Source organism: Pseudomonas glycinae, assembly GCF_001594225.2.
GTDB classification, from domain to species: Bacteria; Pseudomonadota; Gammaproteobacteria; order Pseudomonadales; family Pseudomonadaceae; genus Aquipseudomonas; species Aquipseudomonas glycinae.
On the sequence record NZ_CP014205.2, the window covers coordinates 198,507 to 216,566 of the forward strand.

Here is an 18,060-nt window from a genome sequence, read left to right on the forward strand (position 1 = left end):
ACCCAATCGCCGACCGCGACAATCATTCACCTCGCGTATGCGGGCCCATCGGTTCAGTCCTTGTGCTTCTTGGCTCGCTTGTCGGATTTTTCGAAAGCCTCTTCCAGGGCACGATTGATCGTGCGCAACACCTTGACCCGGGCCCAGCGCTTGTCATTGGCCTCGACCAGCGTCCACGGGGCAATTTCGGTGCTGGTGCGATCGACCATGTCGCCCACGGCGGCGCGATAAGCGTCCCACTTGTCACGGTTGCGCCAGTCGTCTTCAGTGATCTTGAAGCGCTTGAACGGGATTTCTTCACGCTCCTGAAAACGCTCCATCTGCGTGTCCTTGTCGATCGCCAGCCAGAACTTGACCACGATCACTCCGGCGTCAGCCAGTTGCTCTTCGAAATCGTTGATTTCGCCGTAGGCGCGCATCCAGTCCGCCGTGCTGCAAAAGCCCTCGACCCGCTCCACCAGCACCCGTCCGTACCAGGAACGATCAAACACGGTGAACTTGCCCCGCGCCGGAATGTGCCGCCAGAACCGCCACAGATAAGGCTGCGCCCGCTCTTCTTCGGTCGGCGCGGCAATCGGCACGATGTTGTACTGACGCGGATCGAGTGCCGCCGCCACCCGACGAATCGAACCGCCCTTGCCCGCCGCATCGTTACCTTCGAACACCGCCACCAGTGCATGCCGACGCATGCGTTTGTCACGCATCAAACCCGACAGCCGCGCCTGTTCGGTGATCAGTTGTTCTTCGTAGTCTTTCTTCTCAAGACGCTGGGTCAGGTCGAGGCTGTCGAGCAGGTTCAACTGGTCGACGGAAGTCCCCAGCGGTGCAGCGTTGACCTCATGGGGATGCACATCGGGACGCTTCAGCGCATTTTGCAGACCTTCGAGCAGGATCTTGCCGACTGTCAGGCTGCGGTAATACGGGTCGACACCCTCGATGACATGCCACGGCGCGTAATCGCGACTGGTGCGGCGCAACACGCGCTCGCCGTATTTGACGAACTTGTCGTAGGTCTGCGATTGCTGCCAGTCCAGTGGACTGATGCGCCAGCTGTGCAGCGGATCGTCGGCCAGCGCCTTGAGCCGCGCCTTCATCTGCTTCTTGGACAGGTGGAACCAGAACTTGAAGATCAGCGCACCTTCATCACAGAACATCTTTTCCATGCGCTCGGCGCCGGCAATCGCCTGATCCAGACGCGGGTCCTTGAACAAGCCGTGCACCCGGCCCTGCAGCATCTGGCTGTACCAGTTGCCGAAGAAAATCCCCATCCGCCCCTTGGCCGGCAGCATCCGCCAGTAACGCCAGGCCGGTGGTCGCGCCAGCTCTTCATCGGTCTGCTGGTCGAAGGTGCGTACTTCGATCAGGCGCGGGTCCATCCACTCGTTGAGCAACTTCACCGTCTCGCCCTTGCCGGCGCCTTCGATGCCGTTGATCAAAATGATCACCGGGAAACGCTTTTGCTGCTGCAACTCGAACTGGGCTTCAAGCAAGGCTTCACGCAGGGCGGGCACGGCGGCTTCGTAGGTGTCTTTGTCGATGGCGTGACCGATTTCAGCGGATTCGAACATGGGACGGCTCCTTCCAGGATTCAGCAAGACTAGCGGATTGGGCTCTGACGCGGCACAGAAATTCCCGCCGGCGGCGGATTGTCCTTGAGTCATCTGCGGCAAGGTTTGCCATGGATCAAGCGCCGCCCGCGTGTTCGGATAGAATGGCCGCCTTGCCGTTGCCGAGCCTGCCATGAAACCTGTAATGCCCCACGCCCAACTCGACTGGGATGACCAGGGACGCCCGCGTTCGCGAGTGTTCGACGATGTGTATTTTTCCGACCAGTCGGGGCTGGATGAAACCCGCTACGTGTTCCTTGAACAGAACCGTCTGGCCGAGCGTTTTGCCGCGTTGTCGGCGGGTGGGCGACTGGTGATCGGTGAAACCGGCTTCGGCACCGGGCTGAATTTTCTCTGCGCCTGGCAGTTGTTCGAACAGCACGCGGTGGCCGGTGCGCGACTGCATTTTGTCAGCGTCGAAAAATTTCCGTTGAGCCCTGCCGACCTGCAACGGGCGCTGGCGTTGTGGCCCGACCTGAAGCGATTCTCCGATCAGTTGCTCAAGCATTACGTGGCAATCCATCATGGCTTTCAGCGCATTGTTCTGGATAACGGTCGCGTAACCCTGACCCTGTTGATCGGTGACGCGCTGGAGCAGTTGCCACAACTGGACGGCCAGATCGACGCCTGGTTTCTCGACGGTTTCGCGCCAGCGAAAAACCCCGAGATGTGGACCGCCGAACTGTTCGCCGAACTGGCCCGGCTGGCGGCACCCGGCTCGACCATCAGCACGTTTACCAGCACCGGTTGGGTGCGACGCCTGCTCAACGCCGCCGGCTTCAAGATGAAACGCACGCCGGGCATCGGCCACAAATGGGAAATCCTGCGCGGCGAATTTCTCGGCTGGCCCGAGGGTGTTGCGCCACCTGCGGCGGCAAAACCGTGGTTCGCCCGCCCGACACCGTTGACAGGTGACCGTCGAGCCCTGGTGATCGGCGCCGGTCTGGCCGGTTGCGCCACGGCGGCCAGCCTCGCGGCGCGGGGCTGGCAGGTCAGTCTGCTGGAACGGCATGACGCGGTTGCACAGGAAGCGTCGGGCAATCCGCAGGGCGTGCTGTATCTGAAACTGTCCGCCCATGGCACGGCACTTTCGCAGTTGATCGTCAGCGGTTTCGGCTACACAAGGCGCGTGCTGGAAACCTTGCAGCGTGGCACCGACTGGGATGATTGCGGGGTGCTGCAACTGGCGTTCAATGAGAAGGAGCGCGAGCGTCAGGCACAACTGGCAGCCGCGTTTCCCGAAGACCTGCTGCAATGGCTCGATCAACCCGAGGCACAGGCCCGCGCCGGAATCGGTCTGGCCCATGGCGGCTTGTATTACCCCGAGGGTGGCTGGGTACATCCGCCGGCGTTGTGTCAGGCGCAATCGGCACAGCCGGGCGTCACACTGCTCCCCCATCAGGAAGCCGTCGAGCTGCGCAAAGTGGGCGATCAATGGCAAGCCTTCGACGGTAAACGATTGATTGCAACAGCGCCCGTCGTGGTGCTGGCCGGTGCCGCCGAAATCAAGCGTTTTGCCCAGAGCGGCGAGCTGCCCCTCAAGCGCATTCGCGGGCAGATCACCCGCCTGGCGCAGACTGCGCAAAGCCAGGCGCTGGCCACTGTCGTGTGTGCCGAAGGTTATGTCGCACCGGCACGGTGGGGCGAGCACACCCTCGGCGCCAGTTTCGACTTCAACAGCGACGACCTGACCCCGACCACCGCCGAACACCTGGGCAATCTGGCGATGCTCGAAGAGATCTCCACCGATCTGGTCGCGCGCCTGCACGTCAGCGAGCTCGACGCCGAAAGTCTTCAGGGCCGGGCAGCCTTCCGTTGCACCAGCCCCGATTACCTGCCGATGGTCGGCCCGCTCGCCGACCGCGAAGCGTTTACCCGGATCTACGCCGCATTGAGCAAGGATGCACGGCAGGTGCCGGGCATGCCTTGTCCCTGGCTCGACGGACTGTACGTCAACAGCGGTCATGGCTCCCGAGGTCTGATCACCGCACCATTGTCCGGTGAACTGCTTGCGGCCTGGCTGGACAACGAACCGCTGCCCCTGCCCAGAAGTGTCGCAGAGGCGTGTCATCCGAACCGGTTTGCCTTGCGGCGACTGATCCGGGGCAAATGAGCGGATCATCGGGAGAATGATCAACCAGCGGGCAACACGCAGAGGTTGCCCTCCAGCAGCCGCAACACCTGGTCGGTCAGTTGCTCGAGCAAGGCGCTTTCCGTTCGCTCCTGTCGGGCGGCACACAGGTGCATCTCACTCAGGTAGTCGGCCGAGCTGAGTGTTTCAGCCTTCTCGAATAACGCCAGTGCTTCCTGTTGGTGAGGTGCGCGCGCATCGTCGAACTGCCGGGTAAAACTGCTTTTCACGTATTCACTCCAGAAGTGCTGGCGAACCAGAAACGCCAACCACTCGGAAGACAGCTCCGCGGTCTGGATTCGATTGATCGCCGCCACCAGATCCGCTCCTGTCACCTGCGCAAGCGAGGCATAACGCATGTGCGAAGGTTGCCCGGGCAGTTCAAGTGCCTGCGCCAGACCGGAGCGGTAAGCCAGCGTCACTTCCAGAGGATCAGCGGCCCCATGTGCCTGCGTATGTTCGGCTGCGATCCGGTCAATCTGCTCAAGCCGGAACAACCCTCGCGCCAGCTTCACGAGCGCCGCCGCAGAAGACCGTTGCCCCCTTGAGGCACGGGTCACATGGTGCACTTGCACCGCCACTTCCAGGTGGCTGAAGTTCAACGCCGCATTGTCCGTGCAATTGATCGGATTGGCCGCCAGATCGAAAATCTGCTCCCTCAGTTCGGTATCGGCCTGTGTCGCATCCAGCACCGTCCAGACCCGCCGGGTCATATCCTCGCGTACGCTGGCGGATTCGGCGGAATTGCCCAGTTCCGCCAGCAGACTGAACAGTCCTTCGGCCCTCGTATCATCCTTGATCGCGTTCCACGTTTGCAGATGCCGGGAGCCCTCCTCCCCTCCCGTTTCAGTCAGCCAGATCGAGCGGGCCTGGTTTTCGTCCAGGCGCGCGAGATCGTTATCCAGGTAGCCCATGCCGACTCCGAAGGTCCTCCGGTAGTCATCGAGGTGAATTCTGCTGGCAGCGGAAATCGGGTTGTGACGCAGATTGATGGTTTCACTGAAACGGCGGGGCGTTTCAAAAAGCCAGGCAGGCAGATCGCGTATTTCATTGTCACGCAGGTCCACCCAATCCAGGTTGGGTAGAAACTGCAGGCCTTCGGGCAGTTCTGTGGTGCGGGTATTGCGCAAGGAGAGGTGAGTCAACTCGAACAGACGACTGACATCCACTGTCGCCCCCAGGGGGTTGCCACTCAGATTCAGGCTTTGCAGGGAGTACAACTTCGCCAGTTTCACCAGCGAATGCTCGGTCAATTGAATCCTGTTGTTGGCCAGGCTCAGTCGTTTGAGGTTGGGCATATGCGAAATGACCTCGGGCAACAAGGTCAGTTGATTACGGTCCAGTTCCAGCGATTCGACTTGCCTGAAGGCCTTGAGAAAGTAAGCGGCGTCGTTGTCCAGCTGCATGTCCCGCAGCGACAATTGCCTGACATGATCGAAATTCAGGCCGGTCGGCAAGGTCGGAAACTTGCCGAATTGCATGCCGTCGAGTTTCAGACCGTAGACGGGACGCTGAAAGTCATCGGGCAGGAAAACCAGACGTCGAAAACAGTCTTCGATTTCGAACGCCACGACCTGTCGACACTCGTGTACCTCATTCAGATCGCCGCCCAAGGCCTTCATGGCCGTTTCATCCTCGCTCCAGATGTCCAGAACTTCCTGCAGCCGGCGCAGATCCTCCTGCAACTGCCGAACCCGGATCGCCCTGGTCATTGGGTCGCTGCCCGCCTGGTCAAGAAACTCATCGGCTTGTACGTCAGTCATCAAGGGATAGAGCTTCTTCACTTTGCGCAGCAAACGTTGCGAATGCCTTGCCGGCCCGACGGGCGAATTGGCGAGCGTACACGCAGGCTCGGAAATGGCCGGTGGCATCCGACCGCCTGCCAACACCCGGGCACAGCCTTCACGCTCATCCAGAGCGCTTGCCAACAGTTTATGGCGCAGGCGCCAGCCATCTTCCGGCTTCGGCTGCGCAAATCCGATGGCCTTGCGCTGCCGCATTGGAAGGCCTTTGAGGATCGCGTGATAGACGTCCTCCGGTCCGGGCACCACTTTGCCGAGCGACTTCCTGTCGCTGCCGAACACTTCGTAACCATTGTCGAGTCGGACCAGCGTGCATGAATTCGAAGTCAAAAGCGGTTTCTCGCCTGACGTCTCCAGTACCTCACCGTTGAGTGTGTTGGCCCGCAGTTCAAGGTAGAACTCGGTATTCCAGCCAGCGAGCCGGGGTAACAGGCGCAGCGCCAGTTTCCTGGTATCGGCACTGGCGATGTCAGCCAGGTAAAAGCCGGCCAGCGCCCGATCCACACGGACATCGCTCAAGGCCTGACGGGCCCTCTGTGCCAGGCCCATGGGCACTCGCCCGGTGCTGCGCAGGTGCATCCGCTCGACAGTCGGCGTGCGCCTGAGCAATTCTCGCGCATACCGTACCGGCAGCCCGGGAAAAGCGCTGTGCAGCTTGACCGACTCACCGGCGAGACCACGATCGAACTGCCGGTACAGGTGGTCGAAAACCGAGCGACGATCAGCCTTGACCGCCGCCCCGATCACTTGCGCCAGCTTGACGCTTGCATCAGCCGGGGCAATGTTCGCACCCACCAATGCTTCGGCTTCCCTGGGGTAGATGCCGTCCAGAACGGTTTGCAGCAACTCGCCTTTTTCCAGTTGCTCATGGCTCACGACAATGCTCAGAGTGTCATCGTCAATTGACACAGGAGGATAGGTCGCGGTGAGACGGCCTTTTTCGTCCACGACCTTGATGTAGCGATCGGTCGGCCAGTTGGCGAGTTCGGGCAACGCGTGCAATTGCTCCTGAACATGACGGGCATCGGTTGCCTCGCCCCGTTCCATGGCGGAAACGAAATCACGCAATCTGCGTTCGATGCCAAAGCGCTCGATCATGTCGCGCAAACGCGGGGGCCAAGACAGATTGTCGTCACTCAGACGATGCAACTCATCGAATCGAGTGTCGGTCAACCGCCGGATCATCTCCAGGCGACTGTCCTCGAACCTGCCCAGGCTCGGGTCGATGCGCCTGAGGGTGTAGGCACCGCTCCACTGCTCGCTTTCCTCCCAGGCATGGCGCCAGCCTCCATGTCGATGGGGCTTGAGTGGCGGAGCGTAAGCATCGGGACGGACAGGATGCCGGATACTCCAGGTATCGGAAGCCGGATCATGCACCACCTCATAGAAGCGTTGGTCGACACGGGCAAAAAACCTGTCGTCGCCCCGGTACAAGTCCATGACTTCAGAATCGGGGGCAGCCCCCACCGGTAAGGATTGTTCATATGCTTGCAGGTCCGGCTTCCACAACCGTGACTGCCCCTTCCCATCGAGAATTGCAGTGAATGGCTGGAAGAAATCAGGATGTTTTCGAATTGTTCTGATCGCCAGGGATTTCAAGCCTTTGATGCCGGCCCCCACGACGGCCATCAGGACAAGGTTCTCGGCGACGCTCAGCAGGTGTGAAAACGCTTCCTGACGATCTCCCCGGCTCCAGTCATCGACGCCTTCATATACCTGCGCGAGCATCTGTCCGATGGCAACGCCCATCATCAACTCTCCCAGCACCGGTACGACAAAACCCGCTACGTTAGCCACCGTCATGCCGGCGTCCAGGTAATGCAGCAGGCGTGTCCTGCGCGCCTCCTCGTCGACATCTTCAGTCGGTACAGCGAGCACACGGGCATCGAGTTGCAGCTTGCCGACATGACTCTTGAGCATGAACTCGAACAGCGGACCAGGCATCTCCAATTGCCTGACGTGCCCCAGGCTGCCGGTATCCGCGAAAGTCTTGAAAAAGTCGAGCCTGTCGCCTTCGCCGATGCAATGCGTGAAATAGCTTCTGTAGCTGCCCACCCTCAGCCTGAACTCAAGATACGCCATGAACGCCGTGAAACGGGCGTACTCGTAAAGGGGTTGATCCGGCTCTCCCGGCATGTACACCAGGCACCATTGATCCGGGTTCAGCTCGACCGAAGACTCAGAGAACACCACCACACCCCAGATACAACTGCCGAGCAATTCGATCCCTTGCATGATCAGCGCACGCCCCTTGAACTGAAGGCTTCTGGCAGTGGCGACGCCACCGGCATCAATCAAGCGCTGTATCGTCTGCACCCCCTCCCGAGAGACGTGTTCCCTCAACATCGCCAGATGCAGGTCCAGTTGCAGCAGTTGTTTTTTCATTGCGGTGATGTCGAGAACCACGGGACCGGTGGCCGCCAGGTTTCCATCCACTTCCTTGACACCGAACACCTGCAGGAAGTGTTGTTGATACCGCTGTCCCAGGTTCAGCTCTCGACAAAAGGCGGCGAACGATGTGGGCGTCAGGCCCGGAACCCCGGCAGGCGCGCTGGAGATCCGTATCACACTGCCCTCGGGGAAATAATCGGGTTGCGCCTCGTCCTCCGTGAAGTTCTGCATCGCGGCCTCGAGCAGCGTGGGCGTGGCGAACGGAATGATCGCCGGACCGCCCCCCGGCGGGACCACGGGCTCGCATCCACAGTAATTGCCGGGCAATTGCAGATGATCTTTCTCGACATTGAACACTGCGTGCCATCGGGCGCTCAGCGCGCGGTTCAACACATCAATGCAAAAACTGTTCAGCGGTTGCAGCCGGTCAAGATGCGTCTCGACTTTCCACTGAATGGCCTGCAGATCACGCGCAGCCTTATCCAGCGCGGCCAGTGTGTCGGCACCGGTTTTGAGCAGCGCGGAAGGCAGGTTTTTCTGCAAGGCCTGGGCCGTGTCCAGATCGCCGGTGGCCTCCAGCAAAATGCTCAGTGTCTGTTCTTCCGTGAGGGTGGCCGGTGTCCCCGATAGCGGTGGAGTGGTCATGGGCAATATTCCTTTATTGCTATTGAGTACCCCCACCCTAGCGATCCCGAGGGCGAATAAAAAACACGAAAACCTGCATGTTCGAGGCGGAAAACCAGCAGCAATCCGTATGTTTTGAATACATATCTACCACCCGCAACCTCAACCCAGATGTTAACGGCCCACCGGTCAGATCGATGTACTTATAACTGATCGTTCTAAAACTCCCACATCCGAGCCGGGTCAGTTTCTGGGTACCGGCCATTTCGGCGCGGTACAGCGACACCTTCCCCAACGGAAAAACCGGTAAGGACTTTATGTGCGGATTAGCTGGCGAGTTACGTTTTGATCAACAACCTGCAGACCTTGCAGCCATTGAGCGAATCACCCATCACCTGGCCCCTCGCGGCCCTGATGCGTGGGGCTTCCATGCCCAAGGGCCGATTGCCCTGGGCCATCGACGCCTGAAAATCATGGACCTGTCGGACGGTTCGGCGCAGCCGATGATCGACAGCCAACTGGGGCTGTCCCTGGCCTTCAATGGCGCGATCTACAACTTCCCGGAACTGCGCGCCGAACTCGAAGCGCTCGGTTATGCGTTTTACTCCGGCGGCGACACCGAAGTGCTGCTCAAGGGTTATCACGCCTGGGGCGAAGCGCTGCTGCCGAAACTCAACGGCATGTTTGCCTTCGCCATCTGGGAGCGTGATGCCCAGCGTCTGTTCATTGCCCGCGACCGTCTCGGCGTGAAGCCGCTGTACCTGTCGCGCACCGGCCAGCGCCTGCGTTTTGCCTCGGCCCTGCCGGCACTGCTCAAGGGCGGTGACATCAACCCGATCCTCGATCCGGTGGCGCTCAACCATTACCTGAATTTCCACGCCGTGGTACCTGCGCCGCGCACCTTGCTGGCGGGCATCGAAAAGCTGCCACCCGCGAGCTGGATGCGCATTGAAGCGGACGGCACCACCGAGCAGAAAACCTGGTGGACCCTGCCCTACGGCCCACACGCCGACGAGAAAAACCTGACCCTGGAAGACTGGCGTGACCGCGTACTCGACAGCACCCGCGAAGCCGTAGCCATCCGCCAACGGGCGGCGGTGGATGTTGGTGTGCTGCTTTCCGGCGGTGTCGATTCGAGCATGCTCGTCGGCCTGCTGCGCGAAGTCGGCGTGGAGAATCTGTCGACCTTCTCCATCGGTTTCCAGGATGCCGGGGGCGAGCGCGGCGACGAATTCCAGTACTCCGATCTGATCGCCAAGCACTACGGCACCCAGCACCATCAACTGCGCATCGACGAAAAAGAGATCATCGAACAACTGCCCGCCGCTTTCCGCGCCATGAGCGAGCCGATGGTCAGCCACGACTGCATCGCCTTCTATCTGCTGTCCCGAGAAGTGGCCAAGCACTGCAAGGTTGTGCAGAGCGGTCAGGGTGCCGACGAGTTGTTCGCCGGTTATCACTGGTATCCGCAAGTCGACGGCGCGGCCGATCCGTACGCAGCTTATCGCGAGGCGTTTTTCGACCGCAGCTACGACGATTACGCCGCGACGGTGCAGCCGAAATGGCTGACCGCCAATGACGCCGCCGGTGACTTCGTGAAGGAACATTTCGCACAGCCCGGCGCCGATGCGGCAGTCGACAAGGCCCTGCGTCTGGACAGCACGGTGATGCTGGTGGATGACCCGGTCAAACGTGTCGACAACATGACCATGGCCTGGGGACTGGAGGCGCGCACGCCGTTTCTCGACTATCGGTTGGTGGAGTTGTCGGCGCGCATTCCGGGCCAGTTCAAACTGCCGGACGGCGGCAAGCAGGTGTTGAAAGAAGCTGCGCGACTGGTCATCCCGAGCGAAGTGATCGACCGCAAAAAAGGTTACTTCCCGGTGCCGGGCCTCAAGCATTTACAGGGCGAGACCCTGAGCTGGGTCCGCGAACTGCTGCTGGATCCGAGTCAGGATCGCGGCCTGTTCAACCCGGCCATGCTCGACCAATTGCTGACCGATCCACAAGGCCAGTTGACCCCGCTGCGCGGCTCCAAGCTGTGGCAACTGGCGGCCCTGAACCTGTGGCTCAGCGAACAAGGAATCTGATTGATGAAACCTCACGCCACGGCTTACAGCCAGCGACTGCTGCGCGGCCAGACGCCGTCCTACGAACGCTTGCAGGCGCGTCTGGCCGAAGATGGCAGCGAGCCGGCTGCCGAGCCGATTGCAGTGCACTGCGGCTGGGGCCGGCTGCTGATCGGCCATACCTTCCCCGATCCGGCCAGCCTTGCCCGGGAACTGCTTAACGAGCAGCCGGGCGAGCGCGATATAGCCTTGTACGTCGCCGCGCCGCAGCAGATTCTCGGGCTGGAACCGACCCAACTGTTTCTCGACCCGTCCGACACCCTGCGTTTGTGGTTCAGCGATTATCGCCAGGCCACCCGCGTGTTTCGTGGCTTTCGCATTCGCCGCGCACAAAGTGACGCGGACTGGCAGGGGATCAATCAGCTGTATCAGGCGCGCGGCATGTTGCCGATCGACGCCACCCTGCTCACCCCGCACCATCAGGGCGGCCCGGTGTACTGGCTGGCGGAAGACGATGACAGCGGCGCGGTGATCGGCAGCGTCATGGGGCTCAATCACCAGAAAGCCTACAACGACCCGGAAAACGGCAGCAGCCTGTGGTGCCTGGCGGTCGATCCGCAGTGTTCACGTCCCGGCGTCGGCGAAGTGTTGGTACGGCATCTGATCGAGCACTTTATGAGCCGGGGTCTGAGCTATCTCGATCTGTCGGTACTGCACGATAACCGCCAGGCGAAAAACCTCTACGCCAAACTCGGCTTTCGCAACCTGCCGACGTTCGCCATCAAGCGTAAGAACGGCATCAATCAGCCGCTGTTTCTCGGCCCTGGCCCGGAGGCGCAGTTCAACCCTTACGCGCGAATCATCGTCGAGGAAGCGCATCGGCGCGGCATCGACGTGCAAGTGGATGACGCCGACGCCGGTCTGTTCACGCTCAGTCATGGCGGGCGACGGGTGCGTTGCCGCGAATCCCTGAGCGACCTGACCAGCGCTATCAGCATGAACCTGTGCCAGGACAAGAGCCTGACTCATAAGGTTTTGAAAGCCGCCGGGTTGAAGGTGCCGTCGCAGCAATTGGCAGGTAATGCGGACGACAATCTGGCGTTCCTTGATGAACACCAGCGTGTGGTGGTCAAACCGCTGGACGGCGAACAGGGTCAAGGCGTGGCGGTGGATCTGCAGACCATTGAGGACGTGCAGCAGGCCATCGAAGCGGCCAGGCAGTTCGACACTCGCGTGTTGCTGGAAAGCTTTCACGAAGGCTTCGACCTGCGGATTCTGGTGATCGGTTTCGAGGTGGTTGCAGCGGCGATCCGCCGCCCCGCGGAAGTGGTCGGCGACGGCCATCATTCCATCGGCGCACTGATTGAAGCACAGAGCCGGCGACGGCAAGCGGCTACCAGCGGCGAGAGCAAAATCCCGCTGGACCACGAAACCCAACGCACCTTGCACGCCGCCGGTTACGACTACAGCAGCATCCTGCCGGCGGGTGAGCATCTGTTCGTGCGGCGCACGGCGAACCTGCACACCGGCGGCACGCTGGAAGACGTCACGGCGATCCTGCACCCGACTCTGGCCGAGGCTGCCGTGCGTGCGGCCCGGGCGCTGGAAATCCCGATGGTCGGCCTCGACCTGATGGTGCCGGCGGCGGATCAACCGGCGTACGTGTTCATCGAAGCCAACGAGCGAGCGGGTCTCGCCAACCATGAGCCGCAACCGACGGCGGAACGGTTTGTCGATCTGTTGTTTCCGCACAGTCAGCCGGCCGTTTGATCTCTCTTCAGCGTCATTCCCGCGTTCAACGCGCGAATGACGCCCCGCAACAGGAGTTTCCATGACCACCCAAATTCCCGAACCGGATCTGAACTACCTGCAGAAAGTCCTGCTGGAAATGCTCGCCATTCCCAGCCCGACCGGGTTCACCGACACCATCGTGCGTTACGTCGCCGAGCGTCTGGAAGAACTCGGCATTCCCTTCGAGATGACCCGTCGCGGCACAATCCGCGCCACCCTTAAAGGCAAGAAAAACAGCCCCGACCGTGCGGTCTCGGCGCACCTGGACACCATCGGTGCTGCCGTGCGCGCGGTGAAAGACAACGGGCGCCTGACCCTCGCACCGGTCGGCTGCTGGTCGAGCCGGTTCGCCGAGGGCAGCCGCGTCAGCCTGTTCACCGACAACGGCGTGATTCGCGGCAGTGTGTTGCCGTTGATGGCGTCCGGGCATGCCTTCAATACCGCTGTGGATGAGATGCCGATCAGCTGGGATCACGTCGAGCTGCGACTGGACGCCTACTGCGCGACCCGCGCCGATTGTGATTCGCTGGGCATCAGCGTCGGCGATGTCGTGGCTTTCGACCCCCTGCCGGAGTTCACCGAAAGCGGCCACATCAGCGCCCGCCATCTGGACGACAAGGCCGGTGTCGCGGCACTGCTGGCAGCGTTGAAAGCCATCGTCGACAGTGGTCAGGAGCTGATGATCGACTGCCATCCGCTGTTCACCATCACCGAGGAAACGGGCAGCGGCGCGGCGGCGGCCCTCCCGTGGGACGTCAGCGAATTCGTCGGCATCGACATTGCTCCGGTCGCGCCGGGCCAGCATTCCAGCGAACATGCGGTGAGCGTGGCGATGCAGGATTCCGGCGGGCCTTACGACTATCATCTGTCGCGACACCTGTTGCGCCTGGCCGGTGAGCACGAACTGCCGGTGCGCCGAGATCTGTTCCGCTATTACTTCAGCGATGCCCATTCGGCGGTCACCGCCGGTCACGACATCCGCACCGCCCTGCTCGCCTTCGGCTGCGACGCGACTCACGGCTACGAGCGCACGCACATCGACAGCCTCGCGGCGCTCAGTCGCTTGCTGGGGGCGTACATTCTGAGTCCGCCGGTGTTCGCCAGCGACGCACAACCGGCCACCGGGTCACTGGATCGCTTCAGTCATCAGATCGAACACGAAACGCAGATGGAGAGCGACACCCGCGTGCCATCGGTGGACAGCTTGGTGGGGCAACGCGCGGACAGTTGAGTCTGGCCCTCGGCGATCATTCGCCGTAGCATCCCGACATTGATTTAGCCGAGGTGCCCATGCTGATTCCCCACGACGCGCTCGAAGTCGACACCCTCACCCGCCTGATCGAGGATTTCGTCACCCGCGACGGTACCGATAACGGTGACGATACGCCGCTGGAAACTCGCGTACTGCGGGTTCGCCAGGCATTGACCAAAGGTCAGGCGCTGATTGTCTTCGATCCCGAAAGCGAGCAATGCCAGTTGATGCTCAAGCACGACGTGCCCAAGCACCTGTTCGACTGAAAACGGTCAGCGGCCCTTGCCGCTGGCCTGTTTGCGCTGGATCCGTTCGTAGACCTCGGCGCGGTGCACGCCGACCTGCTCCGGCGCTTCGACGCCGAACCGCACGCTGGAGCCGTTGACCGCCAGAACGCGCAGAGTGATGTTGTCGCCGATGGAAATCAGTTCACCGACAACACGGCTGAGTACAAGCATGGGGGTTGTCCTTCAAGGTTTGCGAGCCTTGAAGATGCGCGGGTTTCGACCGCCCTACAATGCGCTGTGGGCAATTCAGTCATTCCCTACACAGCAAGGCGCGCAAGCCTTCAGACATTTCCTTCAAGCCAGCCATTCAAGTCGCGGTGAATCGTGGACCGAACAGGATCACACTCGCCCCGATCACACACAGCGCCACACCGATCCAGTCCGAACCCAACGGGCGGATGCGTTCGACCACCGCCAGCCAGCCAATCGAAGCAATGATGTAGATGCCGCCGTAAGCGGCGTAGGCGCGACCGGCGTAGGTCGCTTCGACACGTGTCAACAGCAGCGCGAACAGGGTCAGGCTGAGCAGTGCCGGAATCACCCACAAGGCGCTCTTGCCCTGGCGCAACCACATCCAGAACGCGAAACAGCCAGCGATTTCGAACAGCGCGGCGAGGAAAAACCACAGGTAATTGAGCATGCAAGACATCTCGTCAGGGTGACTGTTGCGGCCACCCTAACGATGCGGCGAACCCCGGGCAAGTTCAGCCGTTGTTCTGTTTGGCCTTGGCGCGCATCTTTTCGGCCATTGCGGTCATTTCGTTGTACAGCAGCTGCGGATTCTTCTGTTTGAGCGCCCAGGCCATGCGCCCTTGTTCGTGGGGCAGGATCATGAACTCGCCGGCCGCGACCTGCTTGTAGATGTAGTCGGCAATATCGCTGGCGGTGATCGGCGAACTTTCCAGCAACTTGCCGACCTGGGTTTTCATCGCCGGCGTCGGGCCCCGGAAAGAATCCAGCAGGTTGGTCTGGAAGAACGACGGGCAAACCACATGAACCCCGACTTCCTGCTGGGCCAGTTCGATCAACAGGCTTTCCGACAGCGCCACCACTCCGGCCTTGGCCACGTTGTAGTTGCTCATCGCCGGGCCCTGCATCAGCGCAGCCATCGAGGCGATGTTGATGATCTTGCCCTTGCTCTGCTCCAGCAACGGCAAGAACGCCTTGCAGCCCTTGACCACGCCCATCAGATTGATCGCGATCTGCCAGTCCCAGTCTTCCAGCGACAACTCGCTGAAGAAACCGCCCGAGGCCACACCGGCGTTGTTAACGATGATGTCGATGCCGCCAAGTTTCTCTTCGCAGGCCTGGGCAAACGCGGTGAGCTGGCTGTAATCGCGCACGTCACAGCGCTGGATGAAGCCATCGCCACCGGCCTCGCGAACGAGTTTGAGGGTCTCTTGCAAACCGGGCTCGCTGACATCAGACAAGGCCAGTTGCCAGCCTTCACGCGCCCAGCGCAGCGCGATTTCGCGACCCAGGCCTGAGCCCGCGCCAGTGATCATCATGCGATTTTGCATAGCAGACAGCCTTGTTGTTCCGGGGAAGATGCGCGGAGTGTAGCGAAGGATACCGGGCGACCCACGCTCCATCAGATTGCTGAATGGCGAGAGCAAACCGCAGCAACAAACGAAATAAGTGCGCGAGCCAAATAACTTAAAAAAACATTGAATTTTCTTTTACGCGCACCGGTCGGAATTTGTAAGCCGGCTGGATTTAGTTCAACTTTCAGCTGCCCTTGAACATCAAGACTTCTCAGACACTATCAACAAGGAATTCGACATGGGCACAATTCTTATCATTATCCTGATCCTGTTGCTGATCGGTGGTCTGCCGGTCTTTCCGCACTCCAGAAGTTGGGGTTACGGCCCTTCGGGCATTATCGGTGTAGTGCTGGTAGTCCTGTTGGTGCTGCTGTTACTCGGTCGGATATGACTGTTTGACCGACAAAAAAAAGAGGCCCTTGCAAGGGCCTCTTTTTTATTGTGCCGACTGATCAGTCCGGCTTGCCGTTAACCACACCGGCGGTGTTGTCGATCAGGCTCTTGGTCGCTGTTTGCAGGAACGCTTCAAGCTTGAGTTTCAGCTCGGCAGTGCGCGGTGCATCCGGCACCACTTCGGCGTGCGGGTTCGCGCCCAGCTCGTATTGATAGATCTTCGGCGCCATTTCCTTGTCTTTCGGCAGTACCAGGATCTGGTCGGCAGTGACGATGGCGGTGGTCTGCTCGCTGCCCGACGGCTTGATCACACCGAAACCAGTGTCACCCTGCGGCAGATTCAGCAGATCGCGGCCCCAGCACTGATGGCGCACTTCGCCACCGAGGCGACCCATGATGGTCGGCACGATGTCGACCTGAGTGCCGACGGTGTGGTCACGGGTACCGAATTTTTCCTGGATGCCCGGTGCGATCATCAGCATCGGTACGTTGAAGCGGCCCAGATCCATTTCGGTGATCTGACGCTCGTTGCCGAAACCGTGGTCGCCGACGATGACGAACAGGGTTTCCTTGAAGTACGGCTCTTTACGGGCCTTCTCGAAGAACTGACCCAGCGCCCAGTCCGCATAACGCATGGCGGTCAGGTGCTCGTTGAGCGGGCCACGGTCGGTAACACGTTCGACCGGCAACGGCGTCGGCAAGGCGTACGGCGTGTGGTTGGACAAGGTCTGCAGCAGCGCATAAAACGGCTTGCCGTTTTCCCGCGCCTTGAGCTCCACCAGACCACGGTCGAACATGTCCTGATCGGACACGCCCCAGGTCGGATCAGAGAACACCGGGTTGACGAAATCGTTGCGGCCAACGAAGTTGGTCATGCCCTGGTTGCTGAAGAAACCGGACTGGTTGTCCCAGGCAAAATCACCGTTGTAGACGTAGACGTCGTCATAGTTGCGAGCACTGAGCAACTGCGGCAGACCGGACAGTTTGTGGCTGCCTTCCGGGGTCTGCATCAGGTATTCGAAACCCGGCAGGTTCGGGAAGCACGCCATGGTGGCAAACATCCCCTGGTGGGTGTGGGTGCCGTTGGAGAAGAAACGGTCGAACAGCAGGCCTTCCTTCGACAGCTTGTCGAGGTACGGCGTGATGTTGCCCGGCGCGCCCAGTGCGCCCACCGAGTGACCGGCCATGCTTTCCATCAGGATCACGACGACGTTCTTGATCGGCAGGGTCTTGTCGGCAGGCGGTGTGTATTCGCGACGCACGGCGGCGATATCGGTATCCACCAGTTTGTCGTCCGGCATCACCAGCATGTCGCGGACCACTTTCTGTGCCTGATCCTGCGGCAGCGTGGCTTTCCAGATGTTGTCGCGATCCTCGCCCATGCGGTCCTTGGCCGCCGCGATCAGCGACAGCGTGCCGTTGAGGCCGAGCTGGTTGGCGAAGTTCGATTCAGTGGTGTACACGTCACCCCAACGCAGCGGCGGGCCTTGGCGCAGAGTGCCGCGAGCGGCCACCACGCAGATCAGCAGGCACACCACGAATACCGCCAGACGCGCATACCATGGTGCCACCTGACGGGTGCCGACATTGCCACCGCTGAACGGGCCACGCGGCCGGGTCAGACGGTCGGCGCCCTTGAACGCCAGGGTCAGGATCAGCGTGCCCACGGCCCACGCCAGCAGGTAACGCACCACCGGGAAACCGTACCAGAGCATGCTCATCACGGTTTTCGGGTCTTCCTTCACGTACTGGAACACCAGACCGTTGAGGCGCTGGTGGAATTCGCGGTAGAAGTCCATCTCCATCAGGCCGAGGAACAGCGCGATGCTCGAAGCGATGGTCAGCCACAGACGGAAGAACCCGCGCGCCGCCATGGCCCGGGCACTGAACAGCGCCAGCACCAGCGGAATGCAGACATACACCACCAGGCGCACATCGAAACGCAGGCCGTTGGCGAAGGCTTCGAGGAAAGTCGAGGCCGGGGTGTCGAGGATCATCTCGCGGTTGTAGACCAGCAGCGCGAGGCGCAGCACGGAAAACATCACCATCATGACCAGCGCGCACAGAAGCGTGTAGGCCAGATGCGATTTGACGGTCGGTTGCAGCAGGCGACTGGAAGATCGCTGCTGACTCAGGGCGTCCGGGTTTGCCATGTCGTTTTAGGACCCA

General features: G+C 60.9%; 12 protein-coding genes. 6 read left to right on the forward strand and 6 right to left on the reverse strand.

What is annotated here, in order from left to right; genetic code table 11:
* Positions 1-53: 53 nt before the first annotated feature.
* Positions 54-1,568 (reverse strand): polyphosphate:AMP phosphotransferase, encoded by a 1,515-nt coding sequence (pap, locus tag AWU82_RS00885; RefSeq protein WP_064383418.1) that lies wholly within the window; start codon positions 1,566-1,568, stop codon positions 54-56.
* Between the two features lie 172 nt (positions 1,569-1,740).
* On the opposite strand from pap, the gene mnmC reads away from it, so the two are divergent.
* A complete protein-coding gene (gene mnmC, locus AWU82_RS00890) occupies positions 1,741-3,720 on the forward strand; it encodes a bifunctional tRNA (5-methylaminomethyl-2-thiouridine)(34)-methyltransferase MnmC2/FAD-dependent 5-carboxymethylaminomethyl-2-thiouridine(34) oxidoreductase MnmC1 (RefSeq protein WP_064383419.1) in 1,980 nt (659 codons plus the stop codon).
* Positions 3,721-3,740: 20 nt separating this feature from the next.
* Here mnmC and AWU82_RS00895 read toward each other — a convergent pair whose 3' ends face one another.
* A complete protein-coding gene (locus tag AWU82_RS00895) occupies positions 3,741-8,576 on the reverse strand; it encodes an NEL-type E3 ubiquitin ligase domain-containing protein (protein ID WP_064383421.1) in 4,836 nt (1,611 codons plus the stop codon).
* A 296-nt stretch (positions 8,577-8,872) separates the two neighbouring features.
* Here AWU82_RS00895 and AWU82_RS00900 point away from each other — a divergent pair, with 296 nt between their 5' ends.
* From AWU82_RS00900 to AWU82_RS00915, 4 genes are all read left to right on the forward strand, one after another.
* Positions 8,873-10,645 (forward strand): N-acetylglutaminylglutamine amidotransferase, encoded by a 1,773-nt coding sequence (locus AWU82_RS00900; RefSeq protein WP_064383423.1) that lies wholly within the window; start codon positions 8,873-8,875, stop codon positions 10,643-10,645.
* A gap of 3 nt (positions 10,646-10,648) precedes the next feature.
* Positions 10,649-12,394 carry an N-acetylglutaminylglutamine synthetase gene (gene ngg, locus AWU82_RS00905; protein WP_064383425.1) on the forward strand — a complete coding sequence of 582 codons (1,746 nt, stop codon included), beginning with the start codon at positions 10,649-10,651 and terminating at the stop codon, positions 12,392-12,394.
* Between the two features lie 61 nt (positions 12,395-12,455).
* A complete protein-coding gene (locus AWU82_RS00910; protein ID WP_064383427.1) occupies positions 12,456-13,646 on the forward strand; it encodes an osmoprotectant NAGGN system M42 family peptidase in 1,191 nt (396 codons plus the stop codon).
* 59 nt (positions 13,647-13,705) lie between these two features.
* Complete coding sequence (locus AWU82_RS00915; protein ID WP_003172962.1) at positions 13,706-13,933, forward strand: YheU family protein; 228 nt, start codon at positions 13,706-13,708, stop codon at positions 13,931-13,933.
* Positions 13,934-13,939: 6 nt separating this feature from the next.
* Here the strand turns inward: AWU82_RS00915 and csrA are convergent, their stop codons facing one another.
* The 3 genes from csrA to AWU82_RS00930 form a co-directional block, all read right to left on the reverse strand.
* Complete coding sequence (gene csrA / locus AWU82_RS00920) at positions 13,940-14,125, reverse strand: carbon storage regulator CsrA (RefSeq protein WP_007950875.1); 186 nt, start codon at positions 14,123-14,125, stop codon at positions 13,940-13,942.
* 136 nt (positions 14,126-14,261) lie between these two features.
* On the reverse strand, positions 14,262-14,594 hold the full coding sequence (locus AWU82_RS00925; protein WP_064383429.1) for a YnfA family protein: 333 nt from the start codon (positions 14,592-14,594) through the stop codon (positions 14,262-14,264).
* Positions 14,595-14,658: 64 nt separating this feature from the next.
* A complete protein-coding gene (locus AWU82_RS00930) occupies positions 14,659-15,474 on the reverse strand; it encodes an SDR family oxidoreductase (RefSeq protein WP_064383431.1) in 816 nt (271 codons plus the stop codon).
* A gap of 262 nt (positions 15,475-15,736) precedes the next feature.
* On the opposite strand from AWU82_RS00930, the gene AWU82_RS00935 reads away from it, so the two are divergent.
* Positions 15,737-15,889, forward strand: a complete 153-nt coding sequence (locus AWU82_RS00935; RefSeq protein ID WP_003226960.1) for a DUF3309 family protein — start codon at positions 15,737-15,739, stop codon at positions 15,887-15,889.
* A gap of 61 nt (positions 15,890-15,950) precedes the next feature.
* Here AWU82_RS00935 and AWU82_RS00940 read toward each other — a convergent pair whose 3' ends face one another.
* Positions 15,951-18,044, reverse strand: coding sequence for an LTA synthase family protein (locus AWU82_RS00940; protein ID WP_064383433.1), 2,094 nt, complete (start codon positions 18,042-18,044; stop codon positions 15,951-15,953).
* Between the last annotated feature and the right edge of the window lie 16 nt (positions 18,045-18,060).

Excerpts from the sequence above, each read along its gene's own strand:
- pap (WP_064383418.1), bottom strand. The coding sequence starts at position 1,568 with ATGTTCGAATCCGCTGAAATCGGTCACGCCATCGACAAAGACACCTAC.
- mnmC (WP_064383419.1), top strand. The coding sequence starts at position 1,741 with ATGAAACCTGTAATGCCCCACGCCCAACTCGACTGGGATGACCAGGGA.
- AWU82_RS00895 (WP_064383421.1), bottom strand. The coding sequence starts at position 8,576 with ATGACCACTCCACCGCTATCGGGGACACCGGCCACCCTCACGGAAGAA.
- AWU82_RS00900 (WP_064383423.1), top strand. The coding sequence starts at position 8,873 with ATGTGCGGATTAGCTGGCGAGTTACGTTTTGATCAACAACCTGCAGAC.
- ngg (WP_064383425.1), top strand. The coding sequence starts at position 10,649 with ATGAAACCTCACGCCACGGCTTACAGCCAGCGACTGCTGCGCGGCCAG.
- AWU82_RS00910 (WP_064383427.1), top strand. The coding sequence starts at position 12,456 with ATGACCACCCAAATTCCCGAACCGGATCTGAACTACCTGCAGAAAGTC.
- AWU82_RS00915 (WP_003172962.1), top strand. The coding sequence starts at position 13,706 with ATGCTGATTCCCCACGACGCGCTCGAAGTCGACACCCTCACCCGCCTG.
- csrA (WP_007950875.1), bottom strand. The coding sequence starts at position 14,125 with ATGCTTGTACTCAGCCGTGTTGTCGGTGAACTGATTTCCATCGGCGAC.
- AWU82_RS00925 (WP_064383429.1), bottom strand. The coding sequence starts at position 14,594 with ATGCTCAATTACCTGTGGTTTTTCCTCGCCGCGCTGTTCGAAATCGCT.
- AWU82_RS00930 (WP_064383431.1), bottom strand. The coding sequence starts at position 15,474 with ATGCAAAATCGCATGATGATCACTGGCGCGGGCTCAGGCCTGGGTCGC.
- AWU82_RS00935 (WP_003226960.1), top strand. The coding sequence starts at position 15,737 with ATGGGCACAATTCTTATCATTATCCTGATCCTGTTGCTGATCGGTGGT.
- AWU82_RS00940 (WP_064383433.1), bottom strand. The coding sequence starts at position 18,044 with ATGGCAAACCCGGACGCCCTGAGTCAGCAGCGATCTTCCAGTCGCCTG.